The organism is Sphingomonas sp. Leaf38, assembly GCF_001421825.1.
Taxonomy (GTDB): Bacteria; Pseudomonadota; Alphaproteobacteria; order Sphingomonadales; family Sphingomonadaceae; genus Sphingomonas.
The window spans coordinates 320,358-334,260 of sequence record NZ_LMLD01000009.1 but is presented as its reverse complement, the minus strand read 5'-3'; the positions used below and the strand labels follow the sequence as shown (position 1 = coordinate 334,260).

At 65.9% G+C, this 13,903-nt stretch carries 10 protein-coding genes and 1 pseudogene; 8 read left to right on the top strand and 3 right to left on the bottom strand.

Going from position 1 to position 13,903, the window contains the following annotated elements; translation table 11 throughout:
* The first annotated feature begins 91 nt into the window (after positions 1-91).
* The 8 genes and pseudogenes from ASE88_RS03835 to ASE88_RS03800 all read left to right on the top strand — a co-directional run bounded on the left by ASE88_RS03835 (position 92) and on the right by ASE88_RS03800 (position 7,059).
* Positions 92-1,174, top strand: a complete 1,083-nt coding sequence (locus ASE88_RS03835; protein ID WP_056476373.1) for an ABC transporter substrate-binding protein — start codon at positions 92-94, stop codon at positions 1,172-1,174.
* Positions 1,171-2,652, top strand: coding sequence for an OprO/OprP family phosphate-selective porin (locus ASE88_RS03830; RefSeq protein WP_055876226.1), 1,482 nt, complete (start codon positions 1,171-1,173; stop codon positions 2,650-2,652). Before ASE88_RS03835 ends, ASE88_RS03830 begins: the two co-directional genes overlap by 4 nt.
* An 88-nt stretch (positions 2,653-2,740) precedes the next feature.
* Complete coding sequence (locus ASE88_RS03825; protein WP_055876222.1) at positions 2,741-4,042, top strand: CitMHS family transporter; 1,302 nt, start codon at positions 2,741-2,743, stop codon at positions 4,040-4,042.
* A gap of 40 nt (positions 4,043-4,082) precedes the next feature.
* Positions 4,083-4,742 carry an alpha/beta fold hydrolase gene (locus tag ASE88_RS03820; protein WP_055876219.1) on the top strand — a complete coding sequence of 220 codons (660 nt, stop codon included), beginning with the start codon at positions 4,083-4,085 and terminating at the stop codon, positions 4,740-4,742.
* Between the two features lie 139 nt (positions 4,743-4,881).
* Positions 4,882-5,163 (top strand): hypothetical protein, encoded by a 282-nt coding sequence (locus ASE88_RS03815; protein ID WP_056475568.1) that lies wholly within the window; start codon positions 4,882-4,884, stop codon positions 5,161-5,163.
* A gap of 163 nt (positions 5,164-5,326) precedes the next feature.
* A complete protein-coding gene (locus ASE88_RS03810; protein WP_235525659.1) occupies positions 5,327-5,722 on the top strand; it encodes an SAM-dependent methyltransferase in 396 nt (131 codons plus the stop codon).
* Positions 5,719-5,970 (top strand): hypothetical protein, encoded by a 252-nt coding sequence (locus ASE88_RS03805; protein WP_056475565.1) that lies wholly within the window; start codon positions 5,719-5,721, stop codon positions 5,968-5,970. The genes ASE88_RS03810 and ASE88_RS03805 overlap by 4 nt, the downstream gene beginning before the upstream one ends.
* Before the next feature lie 12 nt (positions 5,971-5,982).
* Positions 5,983-7,059, top strand: a pseudogene (locus ASE88_RS03800) (diaminopimelate decarboxylase).
* A 175-nt stretch (positions 7,060-7,234) separates the two neighbouring features.
* On the opposite strand, the gene ASE88_RS03795 reads toward ASE88_RS03800, so the two are convergent.
* From ASE88_RS03795 to ASE88_RS03785, 3 genes are all read right to left on the bottom strand, one after another.
* Entirely contained in the window at positions 7,235-8,581 is a 1,347-nt protein-coding gene (locus ASE88_RS03795) for an ABC1 kinase family protein (RefSeq protein ID WP_056475561.1), read from the bottom strand.
* 205 nt (positions 8,582-8,786) lie between these two features.
* Positions 8,787-11,951 (bottom strand): PAS domain-containing protein, encoded by a 3,165-nt coding sequence (locus tag ASE88_RS03790; protein WP_082466173.1) that lies wholly within the window; start codon positions 11,949-11,951, stop codon positions 8,787-8,789.
* 321 nt (positions 11,952-12,272) lie between these two features.
* On the bottom strand, positions 12,273-13,898 hold the full coding sequence (locus tag ASE88_RS03785; protein WP_056475559.1) for an alpha-L-fucosidase: 1,626 nt from the start codon (positions 13,896-13,898) through the stop codon (positions 12,273-12,275).
* Positions 13,899-13,903 lie beyond the last annotated feature (5 nt).

Genomic DNA, 13,903 nt, shown 5'->3' with positions numbered 1-13,903 from the left:
TGATCGGCGTGAAAGGTTGGTGACAGGTTCGCTTCGTACTCCACCGATGCAGTCTATCCGAACACAGAGACGGAAGGCGAGGAGAGTGATGATGGCCCGAATTTTTCTGACGATCGCAATGCTGGCTACGAGTGTCACCGCGACGGCTGTCGTGGCGCAGCGCCCGGCCGGCTATCCGCGTTCCTACGATCAGATCATCGCCGACGCGCGCGCCGAGCGGCAGGTGCGGATCTACGGCAATGCCGATCGCGCCGAGTTGCTGCCGGTGGTCGCTGCGTTCCGGAAGCGGTATCCGGGGATCACCGTGCTGTACGCCGATCTCGGCTCGACCGAGATGTATCGCCGCTTCGTCACCGAGACCCGCGCCAGGCGGCTGTCCGCGGACATCGTCTGGTCGTCGGCGATGGACTTGCAGATCAAGCTGATCAACGACGGCTTCGCGCAAGGCTATGCCAGCCCGGAAAAGCCGGCGCTGCCGCCGCAGTCGGTGTGGAAGAACATGGGTTTCGGCGTCACCGCCGAGCCGATCGGCATCGTCTACAACACGCGGCTGATCCCCGCCGCGCGCGTACCCCGCACGCATGCCGCGCTCGAGGCGATGCTGCGGCAGAACGCGCGCGCGTTCGCGGGCAAGGTGACCACGTTCGACCCCGCGCGGTCGAACACCGGCTATCTGTATCTGACGCAGGACATGGCGACGACGCGCGACACGCGGTCGCTGCTGGAGGCGATCGCCGCCACGAAGCCCGTCCTGTCGCTGACCACCGAGCCGATGCTGCGCGGTGTCGCCGAGGGGCGGCAGGCGATCGCGTACAACGTCATCGGCTCCTACGCGCTTGAACGCGCGCGCACCGACCGCCGCATCGGCGTGGTGTTTCCGCAGGACTATACGCTGGTCACGTCGCGGATCGCGTTCATCGCGCGCGAGGCCGCGCACCCGGCGGCGGCGAAACTCTTCCTCGATTTCCTGCTCTCGCGCGAGGGGCAGTCGCTGCTCGCCAGGCGCAGCCTGTGGCCGGTCCGTACCGATGTCGCGGCACGCCGTCTTCCCACCGCGCAGGCCCGACCGATCCGCGTCGGACCGCAACTTCTCGTCAACCTCGACCGCGTCAAGCGCCAGCGTTTCCTGCGCGACTGGACCGCGATTCTCGCCACCGGAGCCCAAGCCCAATGACCCTCTTCCGTACCGGGTGCGCCGCACTCGCGCTGATCGCGGCGACGCCCGCGCTAGCGCAGACTCCGAGCGACGCCGACCTTGCCGCGCTGGTCCGCGCGCAGGCGGCCGAGATCGCGGCGTTGAAATCGCGGCTCGATCGGCTTGAGAATGTCACTGCCGTCGCGCAGGCGACCGCGCCGGTCGCGCCCGTGCAGGTGGCGCCGCAGGCCGTCGCGCAAAATAACGAGCCACGTCGAACCGTTCCATTCGCGCCGCAGCTTGCGCCCCCGGGGCCGGCCGATCGCAGCGTCGCCCAGGCGTTGGCCGCTCGCGACAATCCCTCGGGCGTCACGACCGAATGGGGCGCCGGGCTGCCCGTCTTCCACTCGGCGGACGGCGTGTACACGTTCAAGCCGCGCGGGCGCATCCTGACCGATGTGAGTTCCAGCTTCGGCTCTAAATATGATGGTCGCAATATCACGACGACGGGCATGCGCGCGCTCCGCCTTGGCCTCGAAGGCGGCGTCGGCCCGCATTTCTTCTACCAGTTCGAGAGCGACTTCTCGGAGAACGAGGTCGACGTCGTCACCGCGTTCGTCGGCTGGCGCAACAAGATCAAACCGGGCCTCGATTACGATGTCCGCGCCGGCCATCTGTTCAACGACCGCAGCTTCGAGGGCTCGACGGGCTCGGATTCGACGCCGTTCCTGGAGAGAAGCACGGTTTCGACCGCGATCATCCCGCAGCGCGGGTTCTACGGGATCGGCGTGATGCCGCGCGTGTTCTGGAAGACCGGCCACGCGTCGCTCACCGTCACCGGCGACCGGATCGACGGGACGCAGACCGTCGGCGACAGCCGCACCGTGCTCGGCCGCGCGCACTGGAACCCAATCAAGTCGGATACCGGCGTGCTCCATCTCGGCGCCTGGGGCTTCGACGAGTCGCTGTCGTCGGTCGCGGGCACGCTGACGCGCAACACGGTGATCGGCGGCCGCTTCAACGGCGCGCTGCGCGTGTCGACCGGACCGCTGATCGGCGGCACGGGTACGACCGGCTATGGCGTCGAGCTCGGCGGCTATCGTGGGCCCTTGTGGGTGATGGGCGAAGCGGGCCGCCGCAACGCAAGGCTCGACGGCGGGCGTCCCGATTTCGTCAGCAAGGCATGGAGCGTCTCGGGCGGGCTGTTCCTGACCGGCGATCTGCCGCCGTACAACCCGCGGCTCGGCAGCTTCGGCCAGCCCAAGGTGTTGAAGCCGACGTTCGACGGCGGCGTCGGCGCGATCGAGCTCACCGCGCGCTACGAAAGCCTCGACTTCGACAATCTGCTGACCGGCGGCGACGGCTGGGCGGCAACCGTCGGCGTCAACTGGTACCTCAATTCCTTCACCCGCTTCCAGGTGAACGCGATCCAGTGGAATACCGACAACCGCGCCGGCGACTATGTCGGCAACGACAGCGGCCAAACGCTCAGTGCCCGCGTCGGTGTTACGTTCTGATGCTGGCTGGAGTGCGAGGTGGCTCATTCCACCGTTCCGTTGCGGACACTCCAACCTTCTCTTTCACGCCCTTTCCTAGGACGATGCGATGAACCTTGCCCTGCTCGGCTTCCTGATGGTGGCCACGTTCATGACCTTGATCATGACCAAGAAGATGACGCCGCTAGTCGCGCTCATCGTGATTCCGTCGATCTTCGGCGTGTTCGCGGGCGAGGCCGCCGGTCTCGGCCCGATGATGATCGACGGCATCAAGAATCTCGCGCCGACCGGCGTCATGCTGCTGTTCGCGATCCTGTTCTTCTCGACGATGACCGACACAGGGCTGTTTGATCCGCTGGTCGGGCGATTGATCCGGATGGTCCACGGCGATCCGATGCGGATCCTGATCGGGACGGTCGTGCTGTGCGCGCTCGTCAGCCTCGATGGCGACGGGTCGACCACCTACATCATCACGATCGCCGCGCTGTTGCCGCTCTACAAGCGCTTCAACATGAACCGGCTTTACCTCGTCTGCCTGTTGATGACGACGAGCGGGATCATGAACCTGACGCCGTGGGGCGGGCCGACGGCGCGCGCCGCGAGTGCGCTGAAGATCGATCCGGCGACGTTGTTCCTGCCGCTTATCCCTGGCATGATCGCCGGCCTTGCGTTCCTGATCGGGCTTGCCGTGTATTTCGGTCGCAAGGAGCGCGTGCGGATGGGTGACGCGGGGATCACTGCGGACACCGAGTTCACCGGCATGGCGGTCTCGCAATATCCCGAGGCTCGCCGCCCCAAGCTGATCTGGTTCAATGCGGCGCTCGTCGTCACGCTGCTGACCTTGCTCGTCTGGGGCATCCTGCCGCTGTCGGTGCTGATGATGCTGGCGTTCGCGATCGCGATGATCGTCAACTATCCCGGCGTCGCCGACCAGAAGGAGCGTATCTCCGCGCATGCCGGCAACGTGCTGGCGGTCGTCTCGCTGATCTTCGCGGCGGGCATCTTCACCGGCATTTTGGGGGGCACCGGCATGGTCGAGGCGATGAGCAAGGCCGTCGTCGGCGTGATCCCGCCTGTGCTGGGGCCCTATATGGCGCCGATCACCGCGCTGCTCAGCATGCCGTTCACCTTCTTCATCTCGAACGACGCGTTCTATTTCGGGATGCTGCCGATCCTCGCCGAGGCCGGCGCGCATTACGGCGTCGCACCCGAGGCGATCGCGCGCGCGTCGCTGATGGGCCAGCCGGTCCATCTGCTCAGCCCGCTGGTGCCGTCCACCTACCTGCTGGTCAGCCTGGTCGGGATCGATCTGGCCGATCACCAGCGCTTCACGCTCGTCCCCGCGATTGCCGTCTGCGTCGTCATGACGCTGGTCGGCATGATCGCACTCGCCTTCCCGTTCGTCGCCTGAGGTGAGCATCCCCGCAACCCGCCGTTCCCGGAGATTTCGCATGGTTCGATCGCGTACGCCGCTGATGCTTCTCCCCGCGATGGGCTGCGACGGGCAGCTCTGGGCGCGGCAGATCGTCGATCTCGGCGGTCTCGCGCAGGTCGAGTTCGGCGACCTGTCGCAGGACGATACGCTGTCGGCCATGGCGGCGCGTGTGCTCGCCGACGCACCGCCGCGGTTCGCGGTCGCAGGCGTCAGCCTGGGCGGCTACGTCGCGATGGAGATGGTCCGCCAGGCGCCCGAACGGATCGAGCGCATCGCGTTGTTCGGTACGCGCGGATCGATGGACGTCCGCCCGCGCACCGTCGCGGGGCAGGGGATGCTCGCCACCGCGCCGCACGCCGACCCGCATCTGTCCGCGAACGTCAGCGGCCCCGCGCAGGCGATGGCGGACCGCGTCGGGCCGGTCGTGTTCGAACGCCAGCAGCGCGCGCTGCTCGCCCGTCCCGACATCAGCGAGGCGATCGCCGCGATCCACGTGCCCACACTGGTTGCAGTCGGCGATCGCGACCGGATCTGCACGCCCGACGATGCGCTGTCATTGAGCCTGCGTATCCCAGGCGCGCGCTTCCACTTGGTCCGCGGCTGTGGCCACCTTGCACCGATGGAACGTCCCGGCGAGGTCACGGCGGTCCTCCGTCAATGGTTGCGAACCGGATGACGGCAGCCGCGCGGGCGAGAGTGACCCGATCGGGGCGCTGCGCGAGCTATGGTATCACTATGCGGAATGCCGGGATGGATCTCGAAACGCTATTCGGTGCGGCATAGATCGTCGCTACGGGCAACACCGCTCGTATCGATTGCGAGGATACACTAGACATGCCGTCGGCACCGATCCGGAATGCGATCAACCGGCCATCATCATCTATGTCGGCCAGGACAAGGCCGGGCATTGGCTCGTTCAGGATAATGCCAGCCGTCTCGAAGGACGGTTTGTCTCGTTTGCCGCGGCGATGAGCAATGCGTGGGCCCAGCGGGATCTCTACCACGCGGCCGTTGAGGTCGCCATTGCACCCCTGATCCCGCTCGTGTCGTTCGTCCCAGCTGCAGGGTACGAAACGGCAATGGCGCGTGCTGCTTGAGGGGGTCGCGATGAGACACCATATCCAGCGCGCGCGCGCTTCCGTTACAGTTGCAACGCTTCGATCGCCAGGCTCGCGATCGATGATCCGAGCCTTGCCAACCACGCAGCCCGGGAGCCGCGCAGCGCGTCACGATGCACGATGGCCCGCCATAGCAGCGGCTTTGGCGGATCTGCGTGAACGGGGGCGCTTCGCCGTCCGCATCGTCGAGGCCGATTGCGGCGCGGGATCGTTGTTACTCCATGCGGTGCAGCATGCGCGGAGATTGGGCTTCACGGCGATCGAAGGGCGCGGGATCGATCGTTCACCGGCATTAATTGTCCGGGCCAGAGCAGCTGCCAAAGCGCTGCGTGATCCGGCGATCGGGGTGATTTTCGACAGCGCGGACGTTACGGACGCGCTGCGTGACGAACATGATCTGCCCGCGGATCTGATCATCTGGAACGGCCGGTGGCACGGAGACGTCGCTGCGGCGTTGTCGCGCGCGGGCGATCGCGTCATCCCAAGCCCGTGTACAGCGCCCCCGCGATCGAAGCGCGGCGAAACGGGCCTCTCATGACGAAGCGCGATTTTGTATGGCGCAGCGCCGGGGTCATGCTCGGGCTAGCCGCGGGCGTCACCGCGATAACGGTCGAGGATTCTTCATTGGTCGTCTTGCTGCTGCCCCTTGTTCTCATCGGGCTGACGCTGATGATCAACGGCAAACGCGTCGCGATCGCCTTCCAGGCCGAACGTCGCGGTCACTGGCATACGGCAGAGGTGATCCATGCCGAGCGCCTCCGTCGTCACCGCCGCCGAATCAGTTAATCGCTTGTCGATATCGCCGACGACGTCGGCACCCCGGTCCATGTCTATTCGGCAGAGGCTTTGCGGCATGCTGCAGACACCTTCGCACAGCCGTATCTGGTTTCCATGGGGCGAGAATCGCCTTCGCGGTGAAAGCCAATGCCAACACCGCCGTCCTGACTCTGCTCGTTAATCGCGGTTAGGCGCCGATATCGTGTCGGGCGGCGAGTTACGCCGCGCACTGCTCGCCGGGATGCGGTCCGAGGACATCGTGTTTTCGGGTGTCGGCAAGACCGATGCCGAGATGGCCGCACCGGCCGTATTGCGGGTGAACCCGATATCGATGTCGGCACGCATGCCAAAATCTCGACCGGCAAGCAGGAAAACAAATTCGGCGTCGCGATCGCCGACGTGCCTGACATCTACGATCGTCTGTCGGTGCTTGACGGTCTGGAATTGTACGGGCTTGCGGTCCACATTGGCAGCCAGCTGCGCGATCTTGCCCCGCTGGAACAGGCGTATTGCCGGATCGGCGCTCTGATCGCTACGCTGCGTGCACGTGGTCACACGGTCTCGCGGGTCGACCCCGGCGGCGGACTGGGTATCGGCTATGCACCTGGTGAGATCGCGCCATCGGTTGCCGCGTATGCGACCATGGTCGCGCGCGTAACTGTCGATTGGGACGTCGGCCTGACGTTCGAACCGGGGGCGGGTGATCGTTAGCGCCGCAGTCGTGCTGCTAACCCGCGTAATTTGGGTCAAGCCGGGCACAACGCATCCGTTCGCGATCGTCGACGCGGCGATGGACGATCTCGCTCGACCGGAGATGTACGATGCCTATCACCGCTGCGAGCCGGTCGTGCCGCGGGGAGAGCGCATCCGTGCAGACATCGCCGGACCGGTGTGCGAAACCGGCGACACGTCCGGTCTTGGCCGCGACATCGACGCGGTCGTCCGCGGCGACCTCGCGGTATCCATACGATCGGCGCATATGGCGCTGCGATGGCCTCGACCTATAACGGCCGTGCGATCAGCCCGCAGATATTGGTCGATGGTTACCGTCATATCGTCGTCGGTGACCGACCAAGCCCCCCGGAGATAATGGCCTGACGTGGGGTGACCGCAATAGCAAGCATTTGGCTACCAGGCGATCAACCGCTGCAGTGCAGAAGCCCCCCCCAACGCCGCTGAGAGGCATTCGGCCCGAACTTGCCAGCTCTTTATCCGGGCTGATGGCCACATATGCTCGCGGCCATCACGGGTTCGGCATCACAGGCCGACGGAGTCAGCGTGCTGCCGGCGCGGCGCAATAGGTGGCGATCATCGTTCGGATATCGACGCGTGCCTTCAGCCGGGCGGCGAGCAGGGCGGTCCCGCTGATCTTGCGCTGCACGAACAGCGTGTCGATCGGTGGGAGATGCCACGTCTCGCGATCGCGTGCGATTTCGGTCCCCTGTTCGCGAAGAACGCCGACGAACGCACGGTCGCCGAAGTCGAACGGGCCGGGTTTGGCAAGCTCGCCTAGGATGACGTCGATCATCCGGTCGATCAGCGCGCGGTGTCGGACAACCGCGGCCTCGCCAAGGAAGCCCGCGGCGATGGCCGCCTCGCGAACTGCATCTCGGTCGCCCGCGAGCGCCGCGGTGAGCAGGCGACGATAGCCTTCGCCGGTTGCGGCGGGTAGGGGGCGCGCCGCGCCAAAATCGAGCAGGACGAGTTTCTTTGTGTCGGGCTGCCAGCGGTAATTGGCGAAATTCGGATCGGTCTGCATCAACCGCCAGTCGAACAGCTCGCGCAGGACCAACGATATCAGGTCGTGCATCACATGGTCGCAAATCTCTTGCGGCGCGGTTTCAAGCGTCTCGACGGGAACGCCGGTAACGAAGCTCATCGCCAGCACGCGCGGCGTCGTCAGATCGGCGACCAGCGACGGCACGACGAACGCGCTCTCACCGGCCAGCAGTGCGCCGTAGCGGACGAGCATCGTCGCCTCACGCAGATAGTCGGCTTCCTCGTGCAGTTGGCGCTTTGCCTCGTTGAGCAGCGGTGTGACGTCGAGCGACTTGGGCAACAAACCCGAAACACGCAACAGCGTTGCGACGTTGTCGACATCAGCGTCGATACTGTCCTTCACGCCAGGATATTGGACCTTGATCGCCAGCTCCGACCCATCGGGGAGGCGTGCACGGTGGACCTGGCCGATCGACGCGGCGGCGACGGGGTGTGCCTGGAAATGTGCGAACCGTCGCCGCCAGTCCTTGCCCCATTCGGTGCCAAGCAGCCGGTCGAGCTGCTGCGGTGGCATGTGGTGGGCGTTGTTACGCAACTTGGCGAGGATCGTCGCGAGCTCGGGCGGGAGCATGTCGCCTGCATCCATCGAGATCATCTGGCCGAGCTTCATCGCCGCGCCACGCAGGTGAGAGAGCTGATCCGCGACCCGCGTGGCATTGGCGGGCGTCATGAGCAGGTCGCCCATGCTGGGGCGTTCACCGCTGGCAAGACGCCGCGCACCTTCGGCAACGACGCCACCCGCTACACCGCCGGCGAGACGTCCGAAGACGCCAAGTCGGGCAAGCCTGCCGCTGGGGATCGCGCGTCCTGCGCTGGCCTTGGGGCCGCGATCATCGGTCAAATCAGATCCTCTGGTCGCGGGAGCGCAACCTTCGGCTCGGATATGGGGCGGACGCGCTGGCGATCAATCGGCCCGCCGACGTGCAGTCTCGATCCCGCTCCGCCAGGCAAGACAGCGCCGACACGCGAAGGCGGTTTTATCGGCCCATGCCTTCTCCAGGCTGTGTTCTTGACCTTATCCCAGTCGGGGATATCGCGTGGATGCGCTACTCGACGTCCGTCAGGCGGTTCGCGGGGATCGTCGCCTGAAGCGGATCGGCAAGCGCGGTTTCGCCGAGCGACGCCAGTACCGCGGCGGCCAGCGCGTCGAGCCCGTACGGCTTCTCCACCATGATCGCGTCGGTCTGATCCGCCACCGATGCGGCATCCCCGGTCGCGAAGACGATGCCGACGCCAGGCCGCAACGTGCGCGCCGTCCGCGCGAAGTCGGGGCCGGATATGCCCGGCAGGTTCACATCGGTCACCAGCGCGTCGATCGGGACGGTCTGGAGCGCGGTCATCGCATCCTCCGCACTCGCCGCGTCGACCACGACGAAGCCGCTGCCCTGCAGCATCTCGGCGGTATTGGCGCGGATCAGCGCGTCGTCCTCGACCAGAAGCACGGTGCGGCGGGCAGGCGTGTCGAGCCGGCGATCGGCCTCGATCCGCGCATCTCGCGCGGCCTTGGCGGCGGGGCCGCCCGAACGCTGGCGATTGGCGAGGACCTGGCGGAATTTCCGCGCGAGAGCTTCGCGCGTGTATGGCTTCGACAGCAGATCGAGCCCCGCATCGAGCTTGCCGCCATGGACGATCGAATTCTCGGTATAGCCAGAGGTGAACAGCACCGCGAGATCGGGGAGGCGCTCCTTGGCTTTTCGCGCAAGTTCGGGGCTTTTCAGCGTGCCGGGCATCACGACGTCGGTGAACAAGATATCGATCGGCACGCCGCTCTCGACGACGTTCAGTGCGCTCGCCGCGTCGACAGCTTTCAGCACGCTATAGCCAAGATCGGTAAGCAGCTCGACGACAGTGCCGCGCACCTCGTCGTCGTCCTCGACGACCAGCACGGTCTCGGTGCCGCCGCAGATCGGGCTGGCATCGGCGACGACCTCGACGTCCTCGCTCTCCATCGCGCGTGGCAGATAGAGCTTGATCGTGGTGCCTTCGCCGACCTCGGAATAGATCTTCACATGGCCGCCGGATTGTTTGACGAAGCCATAGACCATCGACAGGCCCAGCCCCGAGCCCTTGCCTTCGCTCTTGGTCGAGAAGAACGGTTCGAAGACCTTTTCGATGATCTCCGGGGTCATGCCGGTGCCGGTGTCGGACACGGCGAGCATCACATATTGCCCGGCCTCGACCTCGTCATGGCCCTGTGCATAGGCGTCGTCGAGATGCGCGTTGCCGAGTTCGATCGTCAGCTTGCCCTGGCCCTCCATCGCGTCGCGTGCGTTGATCGCGAGATTCAGGAGCGCGTTCTCGATCTGCGCGGGGTCGATGAAGGTGTTCCAGAGGCCACCGCCGACCACGGTCTCGATCTCGATGCCTTCGCCGATCGCGCGGCGCAGCATGTCGTCCATCCCGCGCACGAACCGCGTGACGTTGACGACCTTTGGCTCGAGCGCCTGGCGACGCCCGAACGCGAGCAGCTGTGCGGCGAGCTTCGATCCGCGCGAGACGCCCGCCATCGCATTCTCGACCCAGCGTTCGGCGCGTGCGTTGCCGGCGAGGTTCTTGCCGAGCAACTGGAGATTGCCCGACACGACCTGCAGCAGGTTGTTAAAGTCATGCGCGACGCCGCCGGTGAGCTTGCCGACGGTCTCCATCTTCTGCGACTGGGCGAGCTTGGCTTCGGCCTGACGACGTTCGTCGATCTCGCGGATGACGCGAGCTTCGAGCGTCTCGTTGAGTTGGCGAAGCTGGTCTTCGGCGCGCTCGCGGTGACGGACTTGCCGCGCGAGTGCCTCGGCCTGTTCGCGCAAGGCGGCTTCGGCGGCGCGCTGATGCGTGATGTCGGTGTGGACGCCGACCCATTCGATCACTTCGCCGGCGTCGTCGAACATCGGCAGGCCGCGCACCGCGAACGTGCGCCACGTGCCGCAATAACGGCGGACGCGGTGTTCGAAGACGAACATAGACTTGCTGAGGACAGCGGCGGTCCAAGCCTTGATCGTTGACGCGACGTCGTCGGGGTGGATCGCGTCGGCCCAGCCGAAATTCTGATATTCGTCGATCGACTGGCCGGTCAGTGCCGCCCAGCCAGGTTGCTCGCCGATCATCCGGCCATCCGGACTGTTGGTCCAGAGCACGCCGTGGACGGCGTCCATCGCCGTGCGGAAGCGGCCATTGCTGATGCCGAGCGCCGCCTCGCGCTCGGCGCGCTCCTCGACATCGATGCCGAGGATATAGATGCCGGGGATCGATCCGTCGGCCGCGACATGTGGAACGTAGCGGAACTCGGACCGGCGGTAGCGACCGTCGTGATGGGGAAAGATCGCCTGCGACGTGAAGCTCTCGCCGGCAAAGGCGCGATCGAACGACGGGCGGCGATCCGCATAGGCCGAGTCGCCGAGCACCTCGCGGACGGGTTTGCCAATCATCGCCGCTGGGTCGGCGCCGAGCCATTCCTCATATTGCGCGTTGGCGAGGCGATAGACGTGATCGCGGTCGACATACGCAATCAGCATCGGCACGGCGTCGGTAACGCGGCGCAGTTCGGCTTCGCTGGCGGCGAGGCGGTGCTCGGCTTCGACCCGACCGCTATTGTCGACCATCGTGCAAAGGACGCCGCCGACGCCGGCGTGCGACCGGTAGACGGGCGTGTAGAATAGGTCGAGCGTCAGCGTCTCTGGACCGGTCGGGCGCTCGAACAGGATTGGCTGGTCGCGATAGGCGATGGTCTCGCCGCGGAAGCCCGCCTCAAGGACGGTGCGGTTCCAGTCCCACACTTCGGGGAATGCGGTCGCGACCGGGCTGCCGAGCGCGGCGGGGTGGCGGTCGCCGGCGACGGCGCGATAGCTGTCGTTGTAGAGCATGATGTGCTCGGGCCCCCACATCACGACCTTCGCCACCGGCGAGTTGAGGATGTTGGCAAGCGTGACGCGGAGTTCGGCAGGCCATGAGTCAATTGGCCCGAGCGACGTCGTGCTCCAGTCGCGCTGGCGGACCAGCATGCCGCATTCGCCGCCCCCGATCAGGGCCCCGCTCGTGGGGGCGTTCGTCGCCGTCGCGGCGCCGTCACGCATCCGTTCAAGCGCAGTGCGCAGGATCGCGGTGGCGTCGCCGTGTCCGGCGGTCGCGAGATCGTCGATATAGCCGGCCAAGTCGGATGGCAGGGAAATGGTGCGCGACGAGGTGGCCGACGACACTGGCGACGGAACTGCGGTGGTCATGCCGGACTAGTGGGTATGCGGTGCCTAGCTGTCAATGAATACGCGTTTTGGCGGTTGGGAATCAGATCGCATATTCCCCCAGCGCGATCCGGTTTCTACCCCGGTGCGGACCGGCGCCCAAATGGAGAGGCGGCAATGATGCACGGCCGCGCTCCCCAGCAACGTCACCCGTTTGGCCCCGGCCTTTGCCGGGGTGGTAAGGGAGGCGCGTGGCGCAGAACGGGATACGCGCTCGCAATGCGCTTTGGCTGATGGTGGGAGCGGTGCCGGGCAAGCGTACGGTGGATTGCTGCTAGCGCCGGCTCGTGTCCCAAGACAAACTTATACCAACCCACGCCCTTCGAGCTTCAGTACAGGCACGAACCTGCCGTGCGTGTTCGCGGGCATCGTCACGTGCAGTCCCTTCGCATCCTGCCGGTGATCGATCATCCCGCCACCCAGCAGCGTCACGCGCTCGACCACGCCGCCATTGACCGTCCGCGCCAGCGATCCGATCGTTGCCGCCGCCTCGGGCCAGCCCAGGAACAGCGCATACAGTGCCCCCCGGTTCGTCGTGAACCGAACATCCCGCGCGGTGAACGGCTTCATCGCTTCGTTCATCATCCCCGTCGGCACGATCGTCGGCCCCTCGCCATAGCGTCGCCATGGGCGCGAACCGAAGATTGCCTCGCCGTTGATCGCGACCCAGTCGGTCATCCCGTCGAGGATATGCTCGACCTCGCTGTCGATCGAGCCGTCGCCCGGTTGCGGTACCGACAGCAGCAGGTTGCCGTTCTTCGACACCACGTCTGCCAACCGCTGGATCACCTCGGGCGCGCTCTTGTAGCTTTTGTCGCGGAGGCGGGCGATGTTGTAGAACCAGTCGCCGAGGCACGTGTCGGTCTGCCATGGTTCGGCCCAGAGATGGTCGGTGAAACCGCGCTCGACGTCCTCGACCAGCCCGAGGCGATGCCCCGGCTCGATCTTCTTCGCGTTCAGGACGACGTCGATCTTGCCGTGCCACGCGATCGAGCGATTATAGTAATCCGCCGCGGCCTCCAGCCCGACCGGACCGAACGGCAGCTCGGTATCGTCGAAATACAGCAGGTCGGGCTTGTACTTGTCGATCAGGTCGGTCTGGCGCAACAGCCATTTCGTGACATAGGCCGGATCGTTGGGCGGGCCGTTCTCGACCCATTCGCCGTCATGGACGTCGTGCCACTTGTGCAGCGCGGCCATCGTCTCGATACCCTCCGGCGCGACGATGTGCGCGCCGGTATAGAGCTCCTGTGGATCGAGGCCATCCCACCATTTGCCCTTGCCGTCCGCCTTGCGCAGCGTTGCCGCGTCGTAGCGGATCCCCTTCAGCGGACCCTCGGCGTCATAGCCATAGGCGGTCTGAAACCAGTGCCAGGCATGCGCGGCATGGTTCGAGACGCCGAACTTGAGCCCGGCCTTCCGCGCCGCCTTCGCCCATGTGCCGACGACGTCGCGCTTCGGGCCGACGCGCAGCGAGTTCCATGCGTGGTAGCGGCTGTCGTAGCAGTCCAGATTGTCGTGATGGCAGGCGAGCGACACGAAGTATTTGGCGCCAGCCTTCTTGTAGCGGGCGATCAGCGCGTCGGGATCCCAGCGGTCCGCGGTCCAGCGGTTCTGGATGTCGATCATCCCGGTCTTGGTCGGGTGGCCGTAGGTCTTGACGTGATGATCATAGACCGAATGGCCCTGGATATACATCAGCCGGCCGTACCAGTCGCCCTGCTCGGGCACCGCCTGCGGCCCCCAATGCGACCACAGCCCGAGCTTCGCGTCGCGAAACCAGTCGGGATAGCGGTAGTTCGCGACCAGCGATGGCCAGGTCGGCTGCACCGGGCCTGCGCTAAGCCCCATTGGGCTTTGCGCCACCGCTCCGCGGGCCGTGCCGAGCGCCGCCATGCCGGCCAAAACCGACCGTCTGTTGAAATCCATGATCT